The sequence below is a fragment of the Roseovarius sp. genome (genome assembly GCF_965277045.1).
GTDB lineage: Bacteria > Pseudomonadota > Alphaproteobacteria > Rhodobacterales > Rhodobacteraceae > Roseovarius.
Genome location: NZ_OZ255712.1, coordinates 206,983 through 233,236 on the forward strand (window position 1 = coordinate 206,983; position 26,254 = coordinate 233,236).

The window sequence follows — 26,254 nt, forward strand, 5'->3', positions numbered from 1 at the left end:
TGCATGCTAACGATTGCGCTGCTCTTTCACTCTGCTAGCAACGATAACTTGGGCGTCGGGGCTTTAAGTGTTTCGGAAGTGGCAATCCTACGGAAGATTGCCGCTGAGCGAGACATTCCTATTTCGATCAAAGTCATCGACAGCATTTCGGAACGTCCGCCCTATGTTTCGGGCGATGACGTGGTTATTAGGCCAACCCGGCCCCTGCGTAAGCCGATTGACTTCTTTCGTGCCGTGCGGGAAAGCGATTTGGTCATTGATATTGGCGGAGGGGACAGCTTCGCAGACATATACGGTCGCCGCCGCCTGACCCAAATGTTCCTGATGAAGTACCTCACGCATTTGGCTCGCAAACCGCTTGTGCTCGCCCCTCAAACGTTCGGGCCATTCAAGTTCCGCCTGTCCAGCTTTCTGGCCCGGCAGAGCGTCCGCCTCAGCGCGATCGCCGCAACGCGCGATAAGCTGTCGACCTCGTGTCTGCGCGACATCGGGTTTGAGGGAGACGTTATCGAAGCCTCAGATGTCGCGCTTTGTCTGCCTTATGATCTGCCACCAGCTCGGTCCGAAGCCGCGCCAATCAGGATCGGGATTAACGTTTCAGGCCTTCTCATGAGCGGCGGCTATAACCGAGATAACATGTTCGGGCTCAAACTGAATTATCCGGATCTGATGCGCGCCATATTGCAAAGGTTTGAGGATCATACCGAACCGTGCGAGGTGCATCTGGCCCCACATGTGATCTCTTGGAAGCAGGGCGCGCTCGAGGACGATCATGCCGCAAGCTTGAAACTTGCCGAAGAATTTCCCTCCGTAACTGTCGCGCCAGGCTTCACCTCTCCCTCCGAGGCCAAAAGCTATATCGCGAGCATGGATTTCTTCATGGGTGCCCGGATGCACGCCTGCATCGCCGCTTTTTCATCGGGTGTTCCCGTTGTTCCAATGGCCTACAGCCGTAAGTTTGCGGGTCTCTTCGGGGCCTTGGGTTATGATGAAACGGTGGATTGCACCACGCAGAGCGCAGACGAAATCATTTTGCGCATCATGGACGCCTTTGAACGTCGCTCTGAGTTGGTTCAAACGCAAAAGGCATCACTTGAAAGGGGGCTGGAAAAGCTCGGGCACTATGAAGTCGCACTTGGCGATCTGATGCATAAGCTGAATACAACGGATTGATTGAGAAAAAGGAAATTTCGTACGTCGAAAAGCGCTCTCGACCAAGCACGTTGATGCTCATGATTTCTACCTGAAGAGTTCAAGGGGAACTATAACTTGCCAGCCACTGAAAAAATCATGGTCGTGGCCTCTGCCGGGGGGCACTGGGTGCAGTTGATGAGAATGCGCAAAGCGTGGGACGGGTTGACCACCGTCTACGTCACCACGGAACCTGGACTTTTGAGCACCGTTCAGATCATGGCTGCTAACGAAGGCAATCCACGACCGAAACTTATATCGGTCACAGATGCCAATCTCAGGGAAAAATCACGCCTTTTTCGGCAGCTTTTGGAAGTGTCTTTCGCAGTGCTGCGCCACCGCCCAGCTGTTATTATTACGACCGGCGCAGCACCCGGTTATTTTGCTCTGCGTTTCGGAAAGCTTATCGGGGCTCGCACCATCTGGGTAGACAGTATGGCGAATGCCGAAGAACTTTCGAGGTCCGGCCAGGAAGTAGGTAAGTACGCGGATTTGTGGCTCACGCAATGGGAACATCTGGCGCAGCCAGACGGGCCACACTTCATGGGACGAGTGCTGTGATTTTTCTGACAACCGGCACCCAGCTTCCCTTTGATCGGCTTGTTAAGGCCGTAGATGAGTGGGTTGGCAGAGCAAAGCTCGAATGCGAAGTTTTCGGGCAGGTATTGTCCCCATCTCAAGATCCATATCATCCTCAACACTTCGAGATCAAAGAACGGCTCTCACCGGTAGAGTATGCTGAGGTACTTGGCAAAGCGGACTTGATCATTTCGCACGCCGGGATGGGTACGATTCTGACTGCACTGACCGAAGGCAAGCAAATCTGCATCATGCCTCGGCGGCACAAATACGGTGAACATAGAAATGACCATCAGATCGCAACAGTTGAACGACTAGGCGACCATGCCGGGCTTTACAAGGCCTCCGACGAACACGACTTGCCAAGGTGCATAGAGGTCGCGCTGAAAGCCGCCGGCAGGCCAAAGTCTGAGAGTATCGATCCCTTTGCATCCGCAGATTTCACCGAAAGCCTGCGTGCGTTTATCCTCGGTTCCCATAATTAGCAGCGTTCGTCGAGATTACGCTCGCGTATCCACCATCCTGCTGCCCAACCCGCCAAAAAGCCTCCCAAGTGACTCTCCCACGCGAGATTTCCGTCCATGGCAAAGTACATCACGACGTTGAGAGCGACGAGCAAACCGATTACTCGCAAAACGGGCGTAATGCCTGCGCGAGCCAATCTCAAAGCAGTGTACTCCCATCTGGTTAGCACCCCGGCTAAGCCGAATAACGCGCCGGACGCCCCAACCATCGGTTGTACCGCGGAGGACATCAAGGCAAAGCCCACCGCGCCGCCTAAGAGGGAAAGCGCATAGATTACCGCAAAGCGCATCTGACCCACCCGCTCGATCACCAGCCGGCCCAATGAAATAAGCGTTATCATGTTCACCAGAAGGTGAACAAAACCGCCGTGCAGGAATCCGTAGCTCGCAAACATTGCGGCAGGCTGCGCAGGATAATTGGGCTGCCAGTTGCTCAGCAGGCCTCGCCAGAATCCTCCATACTGATAAACGAGGCCCCGCCAACGGGGCGAGCCCCAAAGCCCGAAATCGGCGCCTTGAAGGATTATCTCAATAGAAACACAAGTTACCACCAACGAAAGCAACACCCAATGACATGCGAAATAGGCGTTGAACTTACAGAAAAGGCGATGTCGCTTAGTTTTCACCGCATGTGCCAGTCATCTACTAAACTCAAGAGAGACTGATAGGCAGCTGCACCTATCTTCTACTCGGATGAACCGCAACCGCACGAGAATGCGCCTCTAGATCACTTTCCGTCAATGCGTGGACGCGGCACGGTCGATCGTCGATTTATAGTTGAAATCCCCAATCGGCTTGTACCGCGCTTAAAGCGCCATTGAAGCCGATGGTAAACGACCTTTTCCGAGGTTGTCTTTGGGGACCTCTGCTCAGTGTGCCTCAACTACGCCGTATTCTCTTCCCGCTCAATCAACTAGCATCAATGGATCTGCGCTACCTTGTCACTTCTTCTTAAATGCTCGATACAGCGCCGGGGGCGTGAGATCAATCGCGAGCTCACGCAGCTTCGAACGTATTTGACGTTTGTCACTGCTTCCTGGACGACGCTGAAAATTTGTAGAATGGCTCCGCTCGAGCGCATGAGCATCTCCAGGTACCGTGTAATAGTAAAGCGCGAGGGATCGGCGGTAAACATCCTCGGGGCACGTAAGTGGGTCGGGGTGGCCGTGGAACGTGTCGCTTTCAGTGTTGAAGACAACTGCACGACCGATCACAGGCATTACAGACTTGGTTTTCGCAGACATGTCTGTTTCCCAAAGCTCCAGCGCTCCTCCGTACTCATCTTGCCAATTTTCGTTTAGGAAGAGAATTAAGTTCATTCGGCGTCGTGTGCGCAAGTGAGCGTGCGTGTTGAAGTCGGCATGAATGCTAAGGTGTCCGCCTCGCGCAGTTTCGTGCAAACCACCCCCAGCTTGGTGCGGGTCTGTGATGAGGCCCTTGATGCCAGTCATGCGTTCCAGAAACTCAAGAAACGGCGACGAGTTAAGTGCATTGATCACGTTGGTGATAAGCGGGCTTGTGATTTTTTCCATTTGGTAGCCCGTCTTTAGCCGAGAGTGATCATCATCAAACCGCCCTTTTTCACGTTTCGGAAAATCCTCTAAGATGCGATGCAGTAGATCGTGTGGCAGGAGATCGTCAATCACGATATGCGGATAAGGTTTGTTGCTTACGTATTCTGTATGCAGGGCGTCCCCCAGAGCGTGACATTCTGCACGATCAAAAAAAAGCGTGTCTCCAACTACACGTGGATGCAAACGTGCTGTGCGATCCTTTGCGTTCACGGGAGTGATAGTGGTGTCGTCGGTCATTACTCAACCTCTTTGCATATTGGAATCACGGTAGGGACCTAGATTGCCAGTTGTCTGTTTTTATCATCGTGAATGTAAGTAGTGTAGTCTGGGTGGTCGAATGCGTGATGAACGTAAATCTGACTTGGCCAGACCGCACGAATAGGACGCTTGTCAGCAAGACCGGCAATACGGCGCAGCTTACGCATTTTTGAAGTGTCGTTGTAGTCAGCAATAGCGCGCAATTGGCCGACATCTTCACTTAAAATGCCTCCGCCTTCGCTGCTGATTACGTCGTCGCAATAGCAGTGAATACGCGGTAACAAAAATTCCGGTTTAGCTGAAAAAATACCAAACGAGTCATACGTTGAAGACCAAAAATCGAGATCGAAGAAGGCAGCACCCAAAGGCGCTGGAGTATGACTATCAAAGAAATCGGGCACAGTGTCCTTAACATCGCCCAGAACTAAACGGGCACGCGTCAGCTTTGCCTCTAGCGCAGAATGATCCATGCGATAAAAGCCGGACTTCCAGATGTAGGGTAGATCGCGGTAGTCAACAGGATCTGGCAATCCCTCACCGGTATCAAACCCCCAGATCTCGATCTGCACGCCGTAAGCTTTTTCGATTTCAGGACATAACTCTTCAAGGGCTAAGAGTCCTCTTCCTCCAGCTACACCGAACTCTATCGCCGATATACGTGGCACAGAAAGGGACTGGGCCAGTCTAGCGGCATTAGCAAGACAATAGGCATAATGCGGTCTATCAAAGAGATCGTATTGTAATCGGCTCGAAAGAGATGCAGTGCCGAGCATTTTCCATATTTTCAGAGCGGCACGTTGCGGGTTGAGCAACGCGTTTATCATTCTCGGCATTCACGGCCTCCACGAGTTTATTTGTCCAAAAGATCGCCAACCCATGACGTCATCACTTATTGTCGAATACCCACATTTTTGATCTCTATAATGTCTGATACTCGGCTTTTCCCTTGAAAGACGTTTCGTTTGGCTCGGTTCGTAAATTTGCCCAGGTTCTCTCATCCTACTAACCTCGCGACTCAAACAGGAACTCTTGAAAGAAGCTTTCATCGGCACCTTACTCCGGCACGAACCGTGGAAGCTTCGGCAAGCTCTCCCGCATCAGCGCCTTCAGCCGTTCATCAGCCGCCCCCTCGGGCTCATCCTTTAGGATCGGGGTGATATACCTCACGATGGCGCCGTCGGTGCGGTCAATAGTCAAGCTGTCGTAGACCACGCTCATCTTTGCCTTGAAGTCGTTGGTCATGCGTTTACCGCGCTGTTCGAACCAGTAATAGACCAGTTGTTCCGACAGCCCTTTCTGGATCACCGCGCGGTTCACCTGAAAGGTACCATAGCCGGTGCCCGACATGTCTACTGGCACCGTCTCGAAGCTGTAGATCTCCCAGCCACCTACGGGTAGGCAGACCTCTGGTGAGTGGATGCCGCTGCCTTCTGTCTGCTTTTCGTAGAAGGCCATGAAAAGCTCAACCGGGGCGGTCTCTTCGGGGTTTCTGAAGGATGCGGACAGGTAATCGGTCGCGGCCAGGACCCGCTCGATATCCGGTTCCAGCATCGAGAAGGTTGCTGACCAGTCGCCAAGCTGGCGCGGATAGAGCGCGAAGGGATCTCGGTCGAGTGGGGCAGGCTCATTGCCCTGTTGCAGCGCCCAGCCTGCAGACACTCCGAGCGTCATGAGCGCCGCCGCTGCGAGACCGCGCGAGGCCCGGATGCCGGTGATGCGGCCGGCGATTGCGCCGAAACCGGTGGTGTCGAGGTCAATGGCCTCAGAGAGTGGCTTCGGGTCGGTCGTCAGACGCTGGAGCAGCACCGCCATCAGGAAGAGGATCGCGATGCACGCCCCAAAGATTACCCAACCTTCGAAGTAGTGCAGAAAGCCCTCAGCGTGCTCGATCCCATAGCTGTTGACCAGCACGCCGATCACACCAATGCGAAAGGAGTTCATCAGAACGGTAAGCGGGGCCGCGGCCAGCAAAAGCACCGCCTTGTGCCATAACGGCCCGCGGTACAAAATGGCGAACAGGTAGGAAAAGCTCAAGATGGGAAAGAGATAGCGCAGTCCCGAGCAGGCCTCGGCCACCTGAAGCTTGTAGACGCCCAAGTCGATGACGTTGCCGTCCAGAAAAACCGGAACTCCCATCAACGCCACGAACCAGACGCCGATCTCCGAAGAGATTGTCTGCAGCACAATGGTCAGCTTGAGATAAATGAACTGTGGCAGAGGCAGCATGAAGATCAGGTGCACGACGCCCAGCTGGTGCAACTTGCCACGTTCCCAGCCGAAGATCGTCAGCACTGCGCCGCCGACCCAGATGATGAAGGCATAGGTGACGATGTCGGGGATGCGCGTCAGGTTTCCCGCAATGGCCAGCAACAGGCCGAGAGCAAGCACGACAAGGCCAGGCATTCGATCATGCACCACCGGCGCGGGAGGCGGCAAGCGACGCATCTCACGCAGGAACAGGTACAGCGAGATAAGCGGAATAAGCGGCCCATGGCTGTACTCGGCGGTCGACCAGGCCTTCGCCAGAGACACGAACCCGATCCAGAAGATCGGTATGGAACCCAAGAGAAGCAGCGCGAACCAAAATAGCCCGGTCGGATTAACGGTGCGTGAAAGCTTGTCTGTACCGAACTGATCCGTCACCGACATTGCGTCATACTCCACTCACACACTGCAGCCTACCTAGCAGGCCACGCGCCCACACATATTTCTTACCGGAAAATCCGCACCAAGACGATACCAAACGCGGGGGAAGGCAGCTTGAACAATCTGTTCTGCCGTTAGGAATAATGCGCAGGCTCATGGGCGCACAATAAGGTTCCAGTCGAGTGTCAGGAAGACCCGGTTCGACGTGGCCGTGCCGACGCCTTCCTCTTCGCGCAATCGATACTCGTATCCTGTGGAGAACCGCCAATCCCTGGTGAGATCGCGTGAATACGCTGCACGGAAATCGGCGCGGGTGGTGTCGCTTAGGGCCGGACCGCCGGCTTGTGCAAGATCTGCGTAATTCGCCGAGAATTCCAGATCCGATATCGAATTGATCTCATGAGTGTAGCCCAGAGAGGCTCGTGTGGTCTGCAATTCATTCGAACGCGAACTTGTTGTTACCTGCCGCTCGATTGAGGCCGTCAGTGTGCCTCGCTTCATCTCGTGCAGGAAATTCAGACTGCCCACGGGCCGGATCGTGTCGGCGACATCGCTCGTGGCCCCTAGGCTGAATTCGATTGCGCCACGCGGCAATGGCATGGCCCGGCCAATGAGCCAGGTAGCGGTTCGACCGTTCTCGCTCTCGCGCAGATCGAAGCTTGTACTGATCGTGCCGCGCTTCAATTCGCGCGTAAGGTTGACGCTTCCGATCAGGCCAGTCTCGGTATTCGACCGGCGCGTGCCTCCGATGGTCTCGTCGGTATCGATTTCCTGATAGCCCAATGAAACGTCGAGCGTGTCAATTGGCGACAAGGCCTGGGTCAGCCCGAGATTGAGACTGGCGGTCTGCCGGTCTGTCTGCGGCGGATCCTCTGCGCTGTATCCCTCATAGCGCAGCACCACACGAGTTTCGGTCACCGGGCTTAATGTGAACCGCGTCGTGGCGGAAATGCTAAGGCTCTCGGTGTCAAACAGATCCGGATCGGTCGTGCCAGTATAGGTCCGCTCACGGTATCTTCCGTCCAGAATGAATCCTATCGGGTCGGTCACGCCGGTCTCGAAGGAGAATTGTGTCGAGAACTGTTCGAGGTCGCCCCGGTCGTCAGTGAGATCGGCTTCGTCCAGTGGGTCCTCCTCGAAGAATGGATTTTCATCGAACGGGTCCAATGCATCCACGGACGAGAAGCTATAGTCGGCTCCGAAGCTCAGCGCGCTGTTTACGCCCTCTCTATCATAGGAAAAACGTGCACGACGATCATCGAAGGTGCGGCTGCCCCCGGGTGGTTCATTGGCGCGCAGCATCCCACTCAGATCAAGGCTGAGCACATCGTTGGCACGTCGGTTTAAATAGCCGAAGGACAAACGAGTATCGAAAAGTTCCGAGCTCTCGCTGTTGTTGGGCGAAAGGTTGTAATTGTCGGTGACACTTACCGTGGAACTGAGGCCGAAAGTCAGGACCGGGCCTCCATCTTCAGGTCGGCTTCCCTGCTGCGCATGCGTAGAGGCCGCCCCCCAGACAAAAACTGAAAGGCAACCGGTGCCGATAAGAGCATACGCAGGCTTCAAAACGACGCCCTTATTCGAAGAGGCGCCGCTCCGGTACAACGATCACGTCGCCCGGCGCAAGTACCGTCGTGCCGCTGATGCTGCCGGCGCCACCCATACTGCGATAGTTGAAACGGTATACCAATTCCTGTCCGCTGGTGCGGTCCACGCGACGCAATTGGATGCGCTTCTCCGCGGCAAAGCGCGAAAGCCCACCCGCCTCGGCGAGGAACTGAAGTAGTGTCGTACCCGGCGCAACTTCTTTTCGCCCGGGCTCGTTCGCCTCTCCCAGGATATAGACATTCATGACGTCTGGTTCCGGCTCGACACGCGGCTGTCTCGGTTGTCTCGGTGCAAGCGCGGAAACAGAGACAAGAACCGTCGGTTCCGTCGCGAAATTATCGGCCAACTCCGAGGAGATGGTCTGGGCCACCTGTTCTGTGCTCCTGCGTCCCGCGTTGACTGCGCCCGCCAGTGGAAAGCTTATCGAACCGTCGGGCAGAACCAATACCTCGCGGTTGAGACCGGGGTCCTCCAGGACCTCAACTCTCAGGGTATCACCGGGTTTAATCCTGTACTCGCTTTGCGCCGTGGCCGTGCCAGCCAGCCCGATCGCGAAGAGGAGTGTTGCTATGAATTTGATCATCCCATGCCTCTGTAACGGTATTCGTTTTGCGTGGATGCTACGACATTTTCCCTCTCGCAAAAACACGCAAAGAAAACAATGAACAAGGCTGCGGCAGATTTGTAGCGCTTTGAAGGTATTTTCCGTCAGTTTTGCGTATTGCCATCCTGAACAGTTGCCTCCAGCCGAGTAATTTCCGACTCAACTTCGGTCATGAAATCGGGGCGCGGCCCATCTCCCACAAGTTCGGCCGTTTTCCGGAACTGTGCCAGGGCTTTGGTCAACTCGTCTCGTGCAGCATATGCCCGCGCGAGGTGGTACTGCACCCTGGGATCGCCCGGGAGCCCTTCGGCAGCAGGCTCCAATGCAGATACCGCGGTATCAAGATCGCCGCGTCGGAAGGCGATCCAGCCGTAGGTGTCCTGAAAGGCCGGTACATCCCGGTCCCGCAGTCTTCGCGCGATCTCATGCGCGCGGTTCAGGCTTTCGTCGTCGTCGCGTGCAGTGGTCAAAAGGCTTGCGAGGTTGTTGGCGATGATGAGATTGTTGCTGTCGGCCGCGTAAAGCTTTTCATAGATCTCGATTGCGCCCTCGACATCGCCCTCACGCTCCAAAACGCCGGCAAGCGCCCAGTTGAGCCGGGCACTTTCGGGCGAGGCCGCGAGACCATCACGTAGCGCCTGTTTAGCGGCGTCGTCCTGCTCCTGTACCGCGAGGACATTGTAGAGCGCCAGCCAATAGCGCTGATCCTGCGGGTACTCTGCAGTGAGGTCACCAAACGTCGACTGCGCAGATGCGGTGTCGCCGGTTACTGCCTGGACCGAGCCGAAGAGAAACTCTGCATTGGGGTTTTCCGGGTTTGCCTCCCGGGTTTCCTGCGCGTATGCCAATGCGCCTTCCACGTCGCCCTGTGCAAGGCGGGTCCGCACAATCGCCGCCGCCGCGCCCAGTCCGCTTGCGCCCTCTCCGGCAAGGTTTTCAAGAAAGCTCATGAGTTCATCTTCGCGATCTTCGGCCGCCAGTCGGCGCGCAGTCAACTCGTTGGCGATCCGGTCAGCGTTGGCATCGTCCTGACGGCGCAGCGTCTCTATCACCTGGGTAAGGCGAGGCCAGTCCTGCTCGGCCCTGTACACTTCACCAAGCGCGCTCAAAAGAGCGGGATTGCCTGAGTCCAGACGCAACGCGTTGATCAGTACGGTTTCTGCCGTGCGAAGGTTTTCCTCCCCGATCAGGTAACCTGCATAGCGCAGCGACTCCGCAGCAGCATTGCCCGAAGCCTCGACCGCCCTGCTTAGCATGTCAGCCATAAGATCGCGATTGCCCGCCCTCTCGTGGGCTTGTGCCATCAGCGTCATCGCTTCGGCATCGTCGGGATCGTCCCCGATGACAGAGCGCAAGGCGACGATTGCCTCATCGGTGCGGTCGCTCTCGATCAACCACCCAGCACGCATCTTAAGAGCTTCGGGCTGATTGCCATCTTCCTGCAGCACCTCTTCGACAAGAGCACGCGCGCCGACATTGTTGCCGGTTCTATCCAGAATCCGGGCCAGCATGACCATGATCTTGCGCCGCTCATCCGAAGGCTCCATGCCTTCGATGAGGCCTTCCAGTTCCGAGATCGCCTCGTCCCGTTCTCCCAGATCAAAGCGGAACCCGGCGCGCAGCGCAGTCAGCCGCTCGATTTCAGGCGGTTCGCCTTCGAGAATGCGTTCGAGTTCTGCAAGCGCCGTCTCGCTATCTCGCACCTCGGCAAGGAAACGGATATAGGTCACGATGTCATCGCTGTTGCCCGGCTCAGCAGCAGCACGCTCCTTCAGAAAGGATTCAGCAGCATCGACATCGCCTTGAGACATGTACCACCGCACAAGCGAAGTCCGCACATTCTGGTCGTCCGGAAAACGTGTGATCATCTCCTCGAACTGTGCGCGAATTTCGGTGGTTTCGCCCAGCTGTTCGAGGACCCCAAGACGTATCGCGTAAAGTGAACGATCCTCCGGCTCCTGCTCGAGCGCGGCGTCGATGGCGGAAAGCGCAGCAGTCCAGTCCTGCTTGCGCGTCAGGTCATCGATGATCACCCGTCGTGCAATCATCAAATCCGGATTATCAGCGACCAAAGAACGGGCGGTCGCGACGGCTTTGCCACGGGCCTCGCCATCTTCTGATCCGCTCAGCGCGTCACGATAGGCAATCGTTGCGTTCACGGCTTGGACAAGCGGGTCTTCGGGGGCCAGCTCGGCTGCGGCTTTTGCATGACGGCGCGCGGCTTCCCAGTCATTCACTTGCAGGGAAAGTTCGGCCAGCGCGCGCTGGCCAGGCAAGCTGTCGGGATATTGTTCGACCAAGCGCAGATATTGGCCGAAAGCTTCGCGAATATTTCCCCGCTCACGCTCCGTTTGCGCATATAGCAGACGCGCCTCGCGATGTTGCCCATTCAACTTGAAGACGTTGCGGAACTCGACCAATGCCCGATCGACATCGCCCTCTTCGAGCAGGTCCACACCAGACTGGAAGTGGCTCTCCGCCCGTTCTTCGGCCGTGTCGCAAAACGAAAGAAATCCAGCAGCGGTCAGCGCTATAAAGGCTGGTTTGAACATGTGGTGACCCTCAAGTCCTTGGCTTTGGACGGCATTCAATAGGAAGCGCCGATCCGATCTTTTCGGCGCCTACCATGACACGTCTTATAGCGAGAAGGAACCTAGCCGATGAAGGGAGTACGCCATGCGCCTCATGGCGTACTTCAGCTCAGTATCCGGTTCCGCGCAGAACCACACTGACGGTCTTCCACAGGATCGAAACGTCCTGCGACAGCGACAGCGACGCCAGGTAGGAATTATCGAACCCCGCCCTCTCCGCGAAAGTCGACTGGTTGCGTTCCGACACTTGCCAGGAACCAGTGATGCCGGGACGCAATTCAAAATAGGCCGTACCCGGATAGAGTGTTTCCTGCTCGACCATCATCGGCCGTGGCCCGACAAGCGACATATCACCCTTCAGCACGTTCCAAAGTTGCGGAAGTTCATCGAGCGAGGATTTACGCAGAAACGAGCCCAGTCGCGTGATGCGGGGATCATTTTTCAGCTTCTGTGTTTTTTCCCATTCCAAGCGCGCATCGTCGTTCTCGACCAAGTGACGTGCCAGCAGCTTGTCCGCCCCGGGGACCATGGTGCGCATCTTGAGCATATGGAACACGCGGCCGCGTTTTCCTAAACGCTTCTGAAAATAGAATGGAGAGTTGCCGTCAAGTGCAACGAGTGCTGCCATTCCCAAGATGATCGGCAATGAGAGTGGCAGCGTGAGCACAATTAAAGCAAGATCGAGGCAGCGCTTCACCCCTTTTTCGTAAACGCCGTTTCGGCTGTAGGCTCTACGTGTTCCGGCAGCGTTTTTCCACGTAGTGGCTTCGGAATAATCCCGAAATGTCATATACTTCCCCAATACTAATCAAATACCAAAACAGCCAGACACACTTCGATACGTGCATTTCGAGGTGATCAATCTTTGTGAAAGCGCACCTACTGTTCAGCATCAAAGCCCCCACAAATTAGTTAACAGGTGACGACTGCCCAAAACAAGACATATTTCCGCCATAGCAGTTAAACTAGCCGCTTAGGCGCTTGAAAACCTTGTAAAGAAGCGTTTCCACGCGTTCTCGCCGCAAACTTCCCGGAGTCACTGTTGCGAAGTGGAAAACAAACCGCCCGATTAAGCGAAATCGTTGCCTAGAAGCTGGTGGTTGATTCGCGATATGGGAGAAATCAGGTGGACATTGCCACTGTAAGTCGCCACTCAAATTTCATCCGAATGCCGTATAATAGGGGGGTTCTCTGTTGCATTGTGAGCCACTAATAGTCAGAGGTGACGCTGACTTTTCGGCCCGTCGGCACGCAAGACGCGTTGGAATTTAGATTTATGAAAGAGTGTCATGGGCGCTGAACAAAGTATGTCTCCTGAAGGAAGCAAATGACGCCGGAAAATCTTTATGCCGACTTTTTCGGTCTCTCTGAACGTGCGTTCACGCTGTTGCCCGACCCGGCGCTGATCTATTGGTCCAAGGCTCACCGGAACGCCTACACAATCCTTGACTACGGAATTTTGTCTCGCGCGCCCATCACTGTGATTACCGGTGAGATCGGTTCTGGCAAGACGACTCTCATGCAGCACTTATTGAAAAACCACAAAGAAAGGATCACCGTTGGCCTGATCTCCAATGCGCAGGGAGGTCGAGGTGAGTTGCTGCAATGGGTACTGAACTCGCTTTCGGTCGAGGTATCGAATGACTCGAGCTATGTTCAGAACTTTCAGGCACTGCAGGATTTCCTTATTGCCGAGTACGCCGCCGACCGTCGGGTGGTTCTGATCTTCGATGAAGCCCAGAACCTTTCGACGGAAGGTCTGGAGGAATTGCGGATGCTCACCAATATCAATGCCAATAAGGATGAATTGATACAGTTGATACTCGTGGGACAGCCCGAGTTGCGCGATGTTATCGCCAGCCCGAACATGAAGCAGCTTGCTCAACGGGTGGCTGCGAGTTTCCATATTCCGGCGATGGATGACGAAAACGTTAAGCAATACATCCGACACCGGTTGCAATCAGTGGGCGGGCATGGCGACGAGTTCACCGATGCGGCGTGTTCGATGGTCTACAAGCATACTGGCGGTGTACCCCGTTTGATCAACCGTCTCTGCGACGTGGCTATGCTTTATGCTTGGAGCAAAGAAGAAAAGACCGTGACCGAAGATATCCTGAAGAGCGTGCTGGACGACGGATTGTTCCTTACTGCCGAAACAGCCACGCAAGAGGACGATTTTAAATGAGTGAAATGAAGTACTATGTGTCGATCTTTCTCAGGCGGTTGCATTATTTCCTGATCGTTTCTGTGGCAATTGCCGCAATTTCGGTGATCGCAGCATTTACGCTGCCGCCGGCCTACGAGTCTCAGACACGGCTGCTGTTGGAAGGGCCGCAGATTCCCTCGGAACTGGCCAGCTCGACCGTTATGGTCGGGTTGAGCGAGCAGCTCGAGATTATCGAACAGCGTCTGATGACGCGTGCGAACATGCTTGATGTTGCGCGCAACCAGAATGTCTTCAGGGACATGCAAGAGATGACTGCTGACGAAATCGTCGAGGCGATGCGCGCACGCACGGTGGTCCAGACGGCGAGTGGACGCAATCCGACTCCAATAATGAATATCCGCTTCGAGGCGCGCAGCCCGCAGATTGCCGCTGCGGTTCTGAACGAGTACCTGACCCGGATCGAAAATCAGAACGCGGAATTCCGCACGAGCAGGGCCGGCAATACACTGGAATTCTTCCGGCAGGAGGTCGAGCGCTTGGGGCGGGACCTCGACATTCAAAGTGCACGCATCTTGGAGTTCAAGACCGAGAACTCAGACGCTCTGCCGGAAAGCCTCGAATACCGGCTTGATCAGCAGGCCACGCTTCAAGAACAGGTCCGACAGATCGACCGAGATATCACCACTCTGCGGAACCAGCGTACGCGGCTGGAAGAGATTTTCGAAGCCACAGGACAGGTGAGCCAGGCGGAAGCTGCCGCGCCACGACTTTCCCGCGAAGGGCAAAGGCTGCAGGACCTGCAGGCCCAGCTCGACGAAGCGCTTTCGATCTACTCCGATACCCACCCGACGGTGAAATTGTTGCAGACCCGTATTGCGCAGGCCGAGGAGCGGCTCGAAAATGCCCCGGAGGAAGAGCCTCAAACTGCGGAAACCACTCCCGATCAGCGACCTGGAGATGTGAGGTTGGAACTGCAATTGGGGGAGATCGACACGCGTGTCGAGATGCTGCAGGAACAGCGCACCGAAATCGAGGAACGGCTGACAGGCTTGTCCGAAACCTTGGCGGAAACCCCCGGAAATACCGTGTCCCTCGAAGAACTGACCCGCGCTTACGAAAATGTCGAGGAGCAGTACAACATGGCAGTCGATCGTCTCGCGAAGGCGACGACCGGCGAAAGGATCGAGTCACTCTCTCGCGGACAAAGGATCTCGATTATCGAACCACCCGCGACGCCTACAGAACCGACGAAACCGAACCGGATCCTCATTGCCGGTGGTGGCACTGCATTCGGAATCCTCGCAGGTATTGGGCTCGTCTTTCTGATCGAACTGCTTAACCGCACCGCGCGGCGGCCCGAGGATATTGTCAATCGTCTCGGCGTACGCCCACTGGTCGTTCTACCCTACGCGCGCACGCGGTCCGAGGTATTTCGGAAGCGCCTGCTGAAGTTCACGGTTTACCTAGCAATCCTCGTTGGCCTGCCTGCCGCTGTATATATGGTGCATCTCTATTACTTGCCGCTCGATCTTCTGGCCGACAGGGCCATGAACAAGATCGGGGTCCGGTGGTGACCGGTTAACGAAACATCAGGAGAGTGTGAGTTGGAACGAATTCAGGAAGCGCTTGCCAAGGCCCGCGCACAGCGCCAGCAGGGCAATGCGACGCAGAAGAAAGAGGTTGCAAGACCCCATAACGCAAATCCCAACACCGATGCGTGGGAACACCTTGCCCCCTTCAAGCTCAATCGCGCGGCGCTCAAGCGCAACCGCGTAGTTGCCGCTGATTCCGGTCCCGAGGCGGCCCCCTATGACCTGATGCGCACGAAGATCATTCACCAATGCCAGATTAACGACTGGCGCAGGATCGCAATCGTCTCCCCGGACGCAGGGGCTGGAAAAACCACGACTCTGGGCAACCTGGCGTTCAGTTTCGAACGGCAGCGCGACATGCGCATCCTGTGCATTGATCTCGACCTGCGGCGACCTGCACTGCATACACTATTGGCGCAAAAGCCCGACCATTCCATGGCCGAGGTTCTGGAAGGCCATGTCCCCTTTTCACAACACGGCCTAAGGCTGGGTTCGCGAGTAGCGCTGGGTCTCAATAATGAGCCTGCCCGAAACCCCTCGGAGCTGTTGCTGAGCCGTGTCGCGCGCGACTCGCTTGCCGCCATCGAGCAGGAGTATGCGCCCGACCTCACGTTCTTCGACATCTCGCCACTGAACGGTAGCGACGACAACATTGCCTTTCTTCAGAACGTGGACTGCGCGGTGATTATCGCAGCAGCCGAGTCCACCACTATGACCCGGATCGATCAGGCCGAACGTCAGGTCGCCGAATTGACGAACGTGATGGGGATCGCGCTGAACAAGTGCCGCTATATTGGCGATGCCGACGAGTATCAGTACTATTGAGCTTCCAAATGATGCCTACAACCGCGATCATCATACCGCACTTCAATGATGTGGAGCGCCTTGATCGCTGCCTTGAGGCGCTGAAACTGAACGACCTTTCCGATTGTGAAGTTGTCGTTGTCGATAATGGCTCGACGCAGTCCCTGGCCCAGGTAATATCTGACTACTCCGACTTCCGTTTTGTCACCGAACCCGAGAAAGGCGCCGCAGCGGCGCGAAACCGCGGTGTTCGTGAAACGTCAGCCCCGCGACTGATGTTCATAGATGCCGATTGCGTGGCTGCGCCCGACTGGGTGAAAGTAGGTCGGGAGGTGGCTAGCCGCGCTGATCTCGTCGGCGGCCGCGTCGAGGTATTCGACGAGACCCCACCCCCTCGGAGTGGCGCGGAAGCATTCGAAGCGGTCTTCGCCTTCGATTTCCGGCACTATATCGAGGTTCAGGGATTCTCCGGCACTGGCAACTTGATAACCCGGCGTGACGTTTTCGAGGATGTTGGGCCTTTTCGCGTCGGCGTGTCCGAGGATCGAGACTGGTCATTCCGCGCTACTGCCAAAGGTTACAGGTTGGTCTATGAAGACAAGCTGAAGGTGGGCCACCCGTCGCGTCAGGACTGGCCCGAACTTCGGCGCAAGTGGAGAAGAATTACGCAGGAGATGTTCGGCCAAACCGGCGGCGGCGCGGTCGCGCGCATCAAGTGGGCGTGCAAGGGGATGGCGATGCCGGTAAGCATTCTTGCACACGTGCCGAAGGTTCTAATGACTCAAAAGCTCTCTGGACCACAAGATCGCTGGCGCGCCATCTTCACGCTTATCCGCCTTCGGTTTCTCCGGATGGCCTGGATGCTGCGGCAAGCGGTTGGGATGGAAATATGAGCTAAAAAAAAGTGCTGCATTCTGCAGCACTTTTCCAAGATCAATTCAGGTGAAGTTTTAGATCGCTTTTCGCTTCCGACGTATGGCAGCCATACCGCCCAGCGCTGTGATAAGGAGCAGACCACCTGCGGGCACCGGCACAGCGGATATGGTTACGTCATCGATAAATCCACCAAACGAGTCTGACGTTGTCGAGGCGTCGAAGGTCAACAAGAAGTCACCTGCAGTATCGACTACAAACTCTTGACCGATCACAGTCCAGTCGCCAACAACCGAGTTATACGTGCCTCCCGGGCCCATCGCATTACCGCTGAACAGCCCCGCCAATGTAAAGCTGATACCATTTGTCGTGCTGTCTGCTTGGCGCGGACTGTACGCGAAAGAGAACATGTGCCGACCAACACCCAGCGAGACGCTCTGCGAGATTGTGCTGTTGTTGTTGCTGTCCAGTTCCGCGTAATAGTCGCCATGGAATGGCATGAGCGGGATAGTGTTTTTTGTTTGTAGCTCAAGGCCATCCCCGGACTCGTGCGTCCACCCTGGGACAACCTCAGTCCCGTACGTGTTCGCTCCATCCCCCCAAATGTCCCACGACGCTGTTCCCGAACTGCCTGGCATGTCTGCAAAAGCATTTTCGTTTGCGGTGCCCACAACGCCAGGGTCTTGTTCAAAACTGCCGTTTGTAACAAGGTTCACGGTCGCGGCTTGGGCGCTTAAAGCGCCGCACAGGACAAAGCTCGCTGGGATTCCAACTCTAGCAATTAGACTTTTCACAATTATCACCTTTCAGGTCACAGATTTACACATTCACTGTACACGACATCGACACTGCAACAAAAGGACAATTCTTGTTTTTGCCGCAATTAGGTCTCTTTTAAACGAGTCTGTTAGAAAAAGGTGAAACGCAAGGGTAAATTTAGGATTTGCAGTTCGTATTCTTCAATAAAGTGGGGCAATTTCTACGATTGTCGCTGAATGAAGATCTGTTGCTTGCATTTGTATCGACTCTCTTGTGACCTTGATTCGCGCCTGTTTTTTGCGTGTTGAGAAATCACATTCTGTATGTTGCGGCCTTTGGAGCTAAATGTGTTCTACGCCAAGTATAACAACAAATAAGGCCGCATGAAGCGGCCTTATCCAGTAGCTGACTTAGCAGCTGTTATCAAAGTAACTATCCCGTCCGCTTTTTGCGGCGCAGGGCGACAATGCCGCCAAGTGCGGACAACAGAAGCAAGCCTCCCGCGGGAAGCGGGATTGGAGCGAGTGCAAATTCGAACGCTTGCTGGTCCGTGCTTTTGAAAGCAACCGTTCCAAAGGTGGTGGATGCCCCGGTGTCATCCAAGATGCTAAAGCTCACGAGCGCCGTGCAACCGAAGTTGGCGGGTGAACCGCAAGTGCCGGAAAATGCTGCGTTCACTGCGCTCGCGACATCAGCGCCAGTGATTGATACATCAGATCCACCACCTCCTATGGCGCTGAACGATAGTGTGTTGTAGCTGTCGATGGAACCCCAGAGGATATTCAACACGGATTGCGCACCGGAGAAAACCAGCTTCACCGGGTTCGGATCGTTCGGTGAAGGACCTACTGCAAAGAAGGAATTCACATCCTCCAATGCGTTCCCGTCAAATGGCGACCGGTAAGTCCCATCTGTTGTTCCAGGCGGCGGAGTGACAACATTGGCATCACCTGGCGTCCACGTCGCGCCACTGGGTATGAAGGCACCATAATTCGCCGCGTAATTATTCGAAGTATTCGCCGCGGCACCGGACCCATCCCCTGATGCATCGAGCACATTTATCTGGACGGTCGACGCCGACGCGCATACCGCTCCTGCGAGCAGAAGACCAGCCGCCAATCCAGTTTTCGAAAGTAATCTGTTCATCACGATCCCCTATAAAAACTTCATAATCTTTCTGAAGGTTACATTAATCCACCAAAAAAAACAACAAATATGCCGCATTCCAGCCTTATTTTTAACGTGCATCGACCATGCAGACGCAACCCTGGATTGAAGCGGCGCTCAGCACGCTGGATTTGCCAACAATTTAGTGGCGGCCGTATCAATGGTCGCCGGACCGTGGGCAACTGTCCGGTTGCACGCTCGAACTAGTTTCTGTCCTGATTCGCGCCATGAGAGCTGACCACTTAGCGGGGTCTTTCGAGTGCTGTTGAACGGCCAAACCTCGGCATTCAAAACGCGAAAGGGCCGCCTGAGGACGGCCCTTTGAGAACTGGACTACTAAAAGAATGACGTCAGATAGATTTCTTGCGGCGGCGTCGAACTGCGGCCAGTCCGCCAAGGCCACCCAGAAGGAGCAGTCCAGCAGCTGGAACCGGAACGGCAGCAACCCGGATCCCGTCCATACCAAAACCGTCACCATTGCCGGTCGTCATCTCGATGGTGATGAGGCTCAGCGCATCGCTGAAGTTCATCGTAACCAGCAGCAATTCACCATTCGGACGTCCGCTGGAATTGGGCAGGTTCATCACATTATTGGTGAGGCTGCCCTCATTCGCCTTGATGGAAAACGCAACGCTCCCCACGTCATTTACGTCAGTCAAGAAAAAAGCAATCTTCGTGATGCCTGACAATCCGCTGGCACCGGGAATTTCCCATCTGATTCCGTTCATGTCATTGCTGTCGAGCCAATTATCTTCTGACCCGACGACATTGAACCGACGGTATGGATCTGGCGTACTGCTGCGGACGACGATCTTGTCCTTGGGATCCACCTGCGAACCGCCGCCAGTGTGGGTGGGTACGATACCGGTGAACGTACCGACTGACGTACTTAGCACAGGAGAGGCGTCACAGCTGGCGCTATTGCTTCCGTCGCAGGCTGTGAACCCGTCGAAGGTTTCGCCGGCAATTACAGGTGCGCTGCCAATAAAGGCGTCAAGCGCCGTTGTGGCTCCGGCGATATCTGCACTTCCACCGGCACCAAAGGCCTGGAAATTGATGTCGACCGAAGCGGACGATGCCGCCACCGGCGACAGCGCCACAGCTGCGGCCATAATATAAGCTCTAAAAGTCATTTAAATTCACTCCCATAAAAACTGGCGCAGGCGTGGTCAGAAGGCCCACGCAGCACATCCGATTGTATAGCAAGCGAACAACCCCACCTAGTGAATTTCATGGTTTGGCCGCAATATTGCCTTATTATCAAGGGTCCGGGGAGAAAACTTTTGCAGTTTATCCAGGGGGCGAGAGATGAAGGTTTCAGGCTTCGCGCCAATTCTGACAGTGCTCGAATACTGTCCCTCAGAGGGCAACAATGACAAGGCGCGTATCTTTGTTGCCGCGAATCACTCATATGCAAAATGAAACGACCGCCCAAGGGCGGCCGCTCTTGAATGATTGAGTGCGGTGTGTGCTTCAGGCGACGTGCTTGCGACGCCGCAATGTGACCAGACCGCCCAGTGCTCCGAGGAAAAGCAGACCCGCGGCGGGCAGGGGCACCGGCGTTGCAGATACGAGGTTTTGCTTCTTGCTGCTACCCGTACCGGTGCTCTCGAAGAACGTCAGGTTGAAAACTTTGCCAGCGCCGCCGTAGCTGTTCGCAAGGCCAAGAAAGATATTCGCCTGATTGATGACATTCTGTCCCGCTCCGAAGCCGCTCGAAATGCGGAAGTCGCCGTCGCCAGCGTCTCCATCGTCATCATAAAGCGCATTCCACAGCGCCACCTGGAAGCCTGCGGTCTGAATACCATCCGACACATCAAGCATGCCGTAGTTCGCGTCAAACAGGTTTTGAACGCGCATGCGGTCATCGGTGTCAAGACCGTAGCTGTTATCGAACGGCGTATCGGTGATCTTGTATTCGAACGACCCGTTCTTTCCGAGCTGGCTGCCAATATCCAAGCACCAGGCAAGGAATTCCGTCATCGGGTCAGAACTGTCGGTTCGCATTCTGAACCCATAAGCGCCAGCCGCAATAGGCAGACTTGCTCCCGCGGAATTCGGAGCGTCGGTAATCTTGATAATCTTTTTGTCGCTGCCGGCGCTTGGCCCTTTATAGGTCAAATCCACCGTCGTCGCTGAAGCGCCAAACGCAACGAAAGACAACGCGACTGCACCAGCCAAACTCTTTATTCTCAAAGCACGTGACATTGATACCTCCTACATGAACTGCCTTACTCATGACAAAATCATTAACCTTTGACAAGCAAGCGAGGAAAATCTTTTCAAAATACAGCTATGAGGTGTCGCGGCTGTAGCGTGAAACTAATCAAATCCTGACGATATTGCGAAATTGCCCTCAAAGCCGAAACAAAGACGCGTTTCGGAGCCTGAGTTCTGGATGAGCCGTCTTATTCATCCGCTTCGGTCCGCAGGCGCAGGTAAGGCACCTTGTCGTCTGGTCGTTCAACCACGTGGCGCACCGGCTGCGGACCCGCCGTCGTGTTCTTCCGGCCAGATGCATCGAACTGGATGAGTCCTTCGGCCGTCTGTCGGGTCCAGCCCTGCAACACCCCTGCGGGATCGTAGCTATAGACATCCCTCCACTCGCTCTGCGGAAATAGCACCGGGTCGGCATACTCGTCCTCTGGCACTCGGAAATCACGGCTTTCTATGCGCATTTCGCCCAATGGGCCGGGCGCATACCTGCGTGTTTCGTGATGCGGCAGCAGAAACGAGATCAGGCCGGGTGTGCTGTCATGATCCCCGGTGCGGGCAAACACGCCGATATCGACCCGGTTTGACCGGATCTCACGTTGTCCCGGCACTGGGCGCGGCAATTGCCAATCTATCGTGATCCGTGCCTGCAAGCCGCGGTCGTCCAAGGGCTCGATACGCGTACGCTGGGGGTCACCACGCAAAAGGCGCCAGAGAAATTCCGGCTTACGCCCCTGAGGGTCGCGGGTGGACTCGGCTGAGACCACCATGTTGCGGCTGTGAACGTGACTGCGCCAGAGCCTGGCAACAGCCACGGGCGTATCGAACAGCCGCTCGCTCAGCCCCTCGCCGAAATAGTCGATCCCTACTGTCGCCTGGCTCTCGGACAGCACCGCCAGCCGCACCATTGGCGGCACCGTCTCGGGGGTGAGCGCATTGGCCAGCTGCACCATGCGCGTGAGATTGATCTGATCTCGTGGAATGACCGATGGGTGTGCCAGCCCCGAAAGATATGTCTCACGCGTTCGCACCGATGTCAGGCAGCGACGAAAGATCATCTGCACGGTCGGGGCCAACAGTTGATTTTCATGAAGGAACTTCTTGGTCTCGGGACGCAACGCCGCAAGGATCATGGCCAAGGCCTCCAGATGTGGTTGGTCAGACCCGGACGATCCCTGAGAGATAAGGAAAAACGGCGTGTTGGCCGGGATCAAGTCGCCATGTTCAGGGTCGTGGTCCCGGTGTTCCGGATAGACATGAATCTGACCTGCGAGGTAGTTCTGGTAAAGAGTCACCGGCCCGTCATCCCCGGTCAGTGCCAAGCGTGGCAAAGAGCGCCAGAGCGGTCCGTGTTTCACTGCGGTGGACGAATTGCCGATGAGCGGCGCATCGAAAATAATCGGTCCCGCCAGCCCATAATCGAGTCCTGCCTCGCGTATCTCGGCGTCGTAGGCAACATGCGTGAGTTGCGGATGCGCCTTCGGTGGCAAAAGCGAGTGCGCACGATCGCGATTTTCATAGAGATCGCCGTGATTACCTGCTGCGCGTCCCTCAAACTCAAGCTGCCAGAGCAGCCGATGTCCAGCTGCTCGCGCGTCCGGTCCAAGCACCGGCGCACTGCTTTCGGGGACGCGGACATGTGCAAGCAACCGCCTGCCTGGCCAGAGCCGCGACAGTGCGGAGAGACCAACCGAGACCTTGCCACCCTCTGCCTCGATAGGGTCGCCGTTGGAAACTCCCGTCTCTTGAGAGGCTGCCATGCCAGGCAGGAGCCCCAGCCCGATTAAAGAGCGGAGAACTTTGCGGCGCGTGGGAGATGGAAATGACATTGAGCTTAGGCCAATTCTTGAAGGTCGAAATCATCGGCGTCAGTTATGTTATCCCAACTGGCAAGCGATTTCATGTGCAAGACTTTTGCGCTCTGAGATTGAATGGTCGTTGAACACCAGGTTGTACAATATAGTCTTCTCTCGAACTCTTTGTGATTTCATGTTGTGCTTTGGGGGGAGTTTAGGTCGAATTCAGTCCCGAAGGCCTTCACACTGGGCGGTTTCCCGAAATCAACCTGTTACAATGGCTTGAGCCTCAGTTTCATCTCCTAAAGTCCTTGCGTGACTAAAGGAATGGTAATTCAAAGATCCACCCTAAAGACTGGAAATAGCACCAAAAGCTTCATCTTCCGATAGCCAGTAGAAACACCACCCCATGCAGATCCTGCTTGACCAGAACGAGATCGAGGCGGCCCTGGAAGCCTATGTCCTCGATCAGATCAACATCAACGAAGACCAGCAAATCTCGATCGACCTGAAGGCCGGCCGCGGCGACAACGGCCACACGGCCACCGTCGACATCAAACCGGCCAACGCAAAGACGGTGAAGGCGAAGCCGAAACCGGCGACGCGTTCGGCCAAGAAGACCGAGGACAAAGCTGAGGAAAAGGCTGAAGCGAAGGCAGACACCAAGCCCGAGACCAAGCCTGAACCCAAGGCCGAGGAAGCTCCGGCCGAGACCCAGGAGGCCGAGAAAGCCACCGAGACGCCGGCCGAGGAGACCAAGGAAGAAGAAAAGCCGAAGGCCGTGAAGGCATCGTCGATCTTCAACAAATCCAAGGACTCCGAGGAAGCCAGCGCCGAGGGCTCCGAGACCCAGGAAGAGGAAGCGAAGCCCGCACGGACTTCGATCTTCTCCAAGGCCGGCTGACTAAACATCAAGCCTGGAATCATTCAACCTAGAAACACCCTAAACTCTGACGCTTCTTATCGGCACTTCACCACTGCCAGCTTAAGGTGCTGCGTTAGACTGCGGCCAGCATTTAGGAGTTTAACTTCTCACATGATGCGAAATTCGCGAGTTTCGCCTCTTCGTCGCGCTGTTGAGCAACATTAAAAGCAGCGCTATCTGAACTACGGAGTACTTAAATGAGACTTATCTTGTACTGTATATTCCTTACAGGATTTCTGAATTCTGTGACTGGAATTCTGACTAGTCTTTGGGCCTTGATACTGCACCTGATCTGCGCTGCGTGTATCGGCTTTTTCATCATGCGCCACATCATGCACCTGCAAGTATGCTCCAGGCCCGTGATCCAATGTCCACCCGAGACGCGACGAGAAGCTCACTCGCAGGCAGATTCGTAGACGAGCGCTTTCTTTCCGTCGCATTCTGGGCTGACGACTATTGCGCGCACGTACACAAAAAGATATCTTTGACAGGTCAGGCTAAATTAAGCCTCAAAATACATGTCCGCTTCGGCAAGCATTCTTGAGAAAGCAGACAAGCAATTCATCTCTACAGCACGGTTTCGATTGTGTTCGAACTCGCTAGATTCAGAGATTGGCTTCGGACGAACTGTTTCTTGAAGTTGAGACAATGATGTTTGTCATTGCCGAATTGCATGCCTTTAATTTCATGCAAGACGGAGAGTGTGCCGGCATGAGTAAAGATTTAACTTTTGACGACTGTAGCGCCTTCGGCTCGATTTCGTGGGCTGCGAAACGTCTTGGAATGTCGAAGGACCAGTTCCTTCGCAAGCGCGACAATTTGGAGAGCGAAGGTTTTCCGAAACGTGACCCTCTTACAAACTACTACCACAAGGCCGACGTGGATGCTTGGATAGATCATCGCCGACGTATCCCAGACGCACTGACAGATGCTATATCCGGTATAAAACCCCGAACGGAGGTGGATCTCGATGCCATTTAAAGAGGCTCTTTGGGACGGCTCCGACCCGCTTTATGCGCCATGTCTTTCGTGGTCGGGGCGAGACCGGCAAGAGCGACAGGCCCGCTGGAAATGTCCGAAAAAATATCTCGACGCGGGGTACCATGTAAGAGCTGTAAAGGTTGGTGAACCCGGTCATCCAGATGACGAACATCAACATGAGCGCGCCTTGCGTTGTCGTCAGTTGACACAAGAGCTCGTGCGGTGGTGGGACAACCTAGATCAGCCGAAGATACAGATCGGAACGTGGCAATATCTGATCGCTCGCTACAGGTCTGATCAATTCTCCCCGATCCACGAAGTAAAAGCGAATACGAAGCATGGGTATCTTCAGCAACTTGCCAAGCTGGAAACAGCGATTGGGCATATGCCGATCCAGGATCTGACATACGAGCAGATCAAGCGCACCCAGAAGGCCATGGAGGAGAAAGGTCGTTCAGCATCTTACATCCACCGTTTTTTCAATACACTCAGACGCGTTGCACGTTATGGCAAGGCCCTGCAGATCAGGGAGGCTGCAGCTGTTGCGCAGACATTGGGGGAGATGCGCTTTCAAGTTGGTGCCGGGCGTCAGGTGGCGCCTACCAGAGAGCAGATCTACCAGATCGTTGCAGCTGCAGATGCAGCCGGACTTCCAGATTTTGCCGTAGGGATCCTGATGCAATTCGAATTCACGCTGCGCGCAGTAGATGTCCGAGGTCAGTGGCTTGAAGCCGATGAGCGGGACGGAGGAATTATCCGCAACGGCAGGCGTTGGCAGGATGGGCTGACATGGGACATGTTTGATCCCGATCTCAAAGGCTTTTCCAAGGTGATCTCGAAGACTGTGAAGAGCCTTCCCGATCCTTACTGGTTCGACCTGACACCGTTGCCGGAAATTCAATCCAGGCTTCGGCTGTTGCGCCCCGAGAAACCCGTCGGTCCGGTCATCGTGTCCATGCGTGTTGGCGGCTTACCCTATACGTCCAGCGGGTGGACCCAGGCCTGGGCGCGAATGCGGAAAGTAGCAGGGCTACCGAAAAACATCTGGATGATGGATGTGCGAGCAGCGGCCGTCACCGAAGCGAAAAGCCTCGGCGTCGATCCTTACGCACTTCGCGATGCGGCGCAGCATGCTAGCGTCTCGACAACAAACCGGTATTCGAGGAACCGAAGCGATGGTGCCAATCAGATCGTTCAATTGAGACGGAATCGATAGTTGGATCAGATCGCGAACATCCTCGATCCAACGCGATCCAACATGTCTTGCGTGATCTGTCTAACGCATTGAAAAATTGGCGATCCCGCGAGGACTCGAACCCCGAACCTGCTGATTAGAAGTCAGCTGCTCTATCCAGTTGAGCTACGGGACCGCTTGGCGAAAGCCTTACCCAAGCGCGGATG

At 55.3% G+C, this 26,254-nt stretch carries 23 protein-coding genes and 1 tRNA gene; 10 read left to right on the forward strand and 14 right to left on the reverse strand.

Features of this window, described 5'->3' with window-relative positions; genetic code table 11:
* The first annotated feature begins 3 nt into the window (after positions 1 to 3).
* The 3 genes from ACQY4V_RS01045 (at position 4) to ACQY4V_RS01055 (ending at position 2,255) form a co-directional block, all read left to right on the forward strand.
* Positions 4 to 1,173 carry a polysaccharide pyruvyl transferase family protein gene (locus ACQY4V_RS01045; protein ID WP_428515101.1) on the forward strand — a complete coding sequence of 390 codons (1,170 nt, stop codon included), beginning with the start codon at positions 4 to 6 and terminating at the stop codon, positions 1,171 to 1,173.
* 96 nt (positions 1,174 to 1,269) lie between these two features.
* Positions 1,270 to 1,752: a UDP-N-acetylglucosamine--LPS N-acetylglucosamine transferase gene (locus ACQY4V_RS01050; protein WP_428515102.1), complete on the forward strand. Its 483-nt coding sequence runs from the start codon at positions 1,270 to 1,272 to the stop codon at positions 1,750 to 1,752.
* On the forward strand, positions 1,749 to 2,255 hold the full coding sequence (locus tag ACQY4V_RS01055; RefSeq protein ID WP_428515103.1) for a glycosyltransferase: 507 nt from the start codon (positions 1,749 to 1,751) through the stop codon (positions 2,253 to 2,255). The genes ACQY4V_RS01050 and ACQY4V_RS01055 overlap by 4 nt, the downstream gene beginning before the upstream one ends.
* On the opposite strand, the gene ACQY4V_RS01060 is transcribed toward ACQY4V_RS01055, so the two are convergent.
* The 8 genes from ACQY4V_RS01060 to ACQY4V_RS01095 form a co-directional block, all read right to left on the reverse strand.
* A complete protein-coding gene (locus tag ACQY4V_RS01060; RefSeq protein ID WP_428515104.1) occupies positions 2,252 to 2,920 on the reverse strand; it encodes a rhomboid family intramembrane serine protease in 669 nt (222 codons plus the stop codon). The two genes, ACQY4V_RS01055 and ACQY4V_RS01060, sit on opposite strands and share 4 nt — an antisense overlap.
* 315 nt (positions 2,921 to 3,235) lie before the next feature.
* On the reverse strand, positions 3,236 to 4,105 hold the full coding sequence (locus tag ACQY4V_RS01065; RefSeq protein WP_428515105.1) for a 2OG-Fe(II) oxygenase: 870 nt from the start codon (positions 4,103 to 4,105) through the stop codon (positions 3,236 to 3,238).
* Between the two features lie 38 nt (positions 4,106 to 4,143).
* The gene (locus ACQY4V_RS01070) at positions 4,144 to 4,959 is read right to left on the reverse strand and encodes a hypothetical protein (protein ID WP_428515106.1); all 816 of its coding nucleotides are present in this window, start codon (positions 4,957 to 4,959) and stop codon (positions 4,144 to 4,146) included.
* A gap of 220 nt (positions 4,960 to 5,179) precedes the next feature.
* A complete protein-coding gene (gene xrtD / locus ACQY4V_RS01075) occupies positions 5,180 to 6,775 on the reverse strand; it encodes a VPLPA-CTERM-specific exosortase XrtD (protein ID WP_428515107.1) in 1,596 nt (531 codons plus the stop codon).
* Between the two features lie 150 nt (positions 6,776 to 6,925).
* Positions 6,926 to 8,338: a hypothetical protein gene (locus ACQY4V_RS01080; protein ID WP_428515108.1), complete on the reverse strand. Its 1,413-nt coding sequence runs from the start codon at positions 8,336 to 8,338 to the stop codon at positions 6,926 to 6,928.
* Between the two features lie 10 nt (positions 8,339 to 8,348).
* Positions 8,349 to 8,963: a polysaccharide biosynthesis/export family protein gene (locus ACQY4V_RS01085; protein ID WP_428515109.1), complete on the reverse strand. Its 615-nt coding sequence runs from the start codon at positions 8,961 to 8,963 to the stop codon at positions 8,349 to 8,351.
* Between the two features lie 125 nt (positions 8,964 to 9,088).
* Positions 9,089 to 11,536, reverse strand: coding sequence for a tetratricopeptide repeat protein (locus ACQY4V_RS01090; RefSeq protein ID WP_428515110.1), 2,448 nt, complete (start codon positions 11,534 to 11,536; stop codon positions 9,089 to 9,091).
* A 148-nt stretch (positions 11,537 to 11,684) separates the two neighbouring features.
* Positions 11,685 to 12,365 (reverse strand): sugar transferase, encoded by a 681-nt coding sequence (locus ACQY4V_RS01095; protein ID WP_428515111.1) that lies wholly within the window; start codon positions 12,363 to 12,365, stop codon positions 11,685 to 11,687.
* Positions 12,366 to 12,902: 537 nt separating this feature from the next.
* On the opposite strand from ACQY4V_RS01095, the gene ACQY4V_RS01100 reads away from it, so the two are divergent.
* Genes ACQY4V_RS01100 through ACQY4V_RS01115 form a run of 4 tightly spaced genes read left to right on the forward strand, consistent with a single transcriptional unit; the run spans position 12,903 to position 17,031 of the window.
* Positions 12,903 to 13,760 (forward strand): ExeA family protein, encoded by an 858-nt coding sequence (locus ACQY4V_RS01100; RefSeq protein WP_428515112.1) that lies wholly within the window; start codon positions 12,903 to 12,905, stop codon positions 13,758 to 13,760.
* The gene (locus tag ACQY4V_RS01105; RefSeq protein ID WP_428515113.1) at positions 13,757 to 15,316 is read left to right on the forward strand and encodes a GumC family protein; all 1,560 of its coding nucleotides are present in this window, start codon (positions 13,757 to 13,759) and stop codon (positions 15,314 to 15,316) included. The genes ACQY4V_RS01100 and ACQY4V_RS01105 overlap by 4 nt, the downstream gene beginning before the upstream one ends.
* A 30-nt stretch (positions 15,317 to 15,346) precedes the next feature.
* Complete coding sequence (locus ACQY4V_RS01110) at positions 15,347 to 16,159, forward strand: tyrosine-protein kinase family protein (protein WP_428515114.1); 813 nt, start codon at positions 15,347 to 15,349, stop codon at positions 16,157 to 16,159.
* Positions 16,160 to 16,167: 8 nt separating this feature from the next.
* Complete coding sequence (locus ACQY4V_RS01115) at positions 16,168 to 17,031, forward strand: glycosyltransferase family 2 protein (protein WP_428515115.1); 864 nt, start codon at positions 16,168 to 16,170, stop codon at positions 17,029 to 17,031.
* Positions 17,032 to 17,088: 57 nt separating this feature from the next.
* Here the strand turns inward: ACQY4V_RS01115 and ACQY4V_RS01120 are convergent, their stop codons facing one another.
* The 5 genes from ACQY4V_RS01120 to ACQY4V_RS01140 all read right to left on the reverse strand — a co-directional run bounded on the left by ACQY4V_RS01120 (position 17,089) and on the right by ACQY4V_RS01140 (position 22,911).
* Positions 17,089 to 17,727, reverse strand: coding sequence for a VPLPA-CTERM sorting domain-containing protein (locus ACQY4V_RS01120; RefSeq protein WP_428515116.1), 639 nt, complete (start codon positions 17,725 to 17,727; stop codon positions 17,089 to 17,091).
* Positions 17,728 to 18,202: 475 nt separating this feature from the next.
* Positions 18,203 to 18,916, reverse strand: a complete 714-nt coding sequence (locus tag ACQY4V_RS01125) for a VPLPA-CTERM sorting domain-containing protein (RefSeq protein ID WP_428515117.1) — start codon at positions 18,914 to 18,916, stop codon at positions 18,203 to 18,205.
* 371 nt (positions 18,917 to 19,287) lie between these two features.
* Entirely contained in the window at positions 19,288 to 20,049 is a 762-nt protein-coding gene (locus ACQY4V_RS01130; RefSeq protein WP_428515118.1) for a VPLPA-CTERM sorting domain-containing protein, read from the reverse strand.
* Positions 20,050 to 20,410: 361 nt separating this feature from the next.
* Positions 20,411 to 21,145: a VPLPA-CTERM sorting domain-containing protein gene (locus ACQY4V_RS01135; protein ID WP_428515119.1), complete on the reverse strand. Its 735-nt coding sequence runs from the start codon at positions 21,143 to 21,145 to the stop codon at positions 20,411 to 20,413.
* Positions 21,146 to 21,345: 200 nt separating this feature from the next.
* Entirely contained in the window at positions 21,346 to 22,911 is a 1,566-nt protein-coding gene (locus ACQY4V_RS01140; RefSeq protein WP_428515120.1) for a hypothetical protein, read from the reverse strand.
* Positions 22,912 to 23,356: 445 nt separating this feature from the next.
* Between ACQY4V_RS01140 and ACQY4V_RS01145 the strand changes: the two genes are divergently transcribed.
* The 3 genes from ACQY4V_RS01145 (at position 23,357) to ACQY4V_RS01155 (ending at position 26,069) form a co-directional block, all read left to right on the forward strand.
* Positions 23,357 to 23,851 (forward strand): hypothetical protein, encoded by a 495-nt coding sequence (locus ACQY4V_RS01145; RefSeq protein WP_428515121.1) that lies wholly within the window; start codon positions 23,357 to 23,359, stop codon positions 23,849 to 23,851.
* Between the two features lie 633 nt (positions 23,852 to 24,484).
* Entirely contained in the window at positions 24,485 to 24,853 is a 369-nt protein-coding gene (locus tag ACQY4V_RS01150; protein WP_428515122.1) for a hypothetical protein, read from the forward strand.
* Positions 24,843 to 26,069 carry a recombinase gene (locus ACQY4V_RS01155; RefSeq protein ID WP_428515123.1) on the forward strand — a complete coding sequence of 409 codons (1,227 nt, stop codon included), beginning with the start codon at positions 24,843 to 24,845 and terminating at the stop codon, positions 26,067 to 26,069. The genes ACQY4V_RS01150 and ACQY4V_RS01155 overlap by 11 nt, the downstream gene beginning before the upstream one ends.
* A 77-nt stretch (positions 26,070 to 26,146) precedes the next feature.
* Here ACQY4V_RS01155 and ACQY4V_RS01160 read toward each other — a convergent pair.
* A tRNA-Arg gene (locus tag ACQY4V_RS01160) sits at positions 26,147 to 26,223 on the reverse strand.
* Positions 26,224 to 26,254 lie beyond the last annotated feature (31 nt).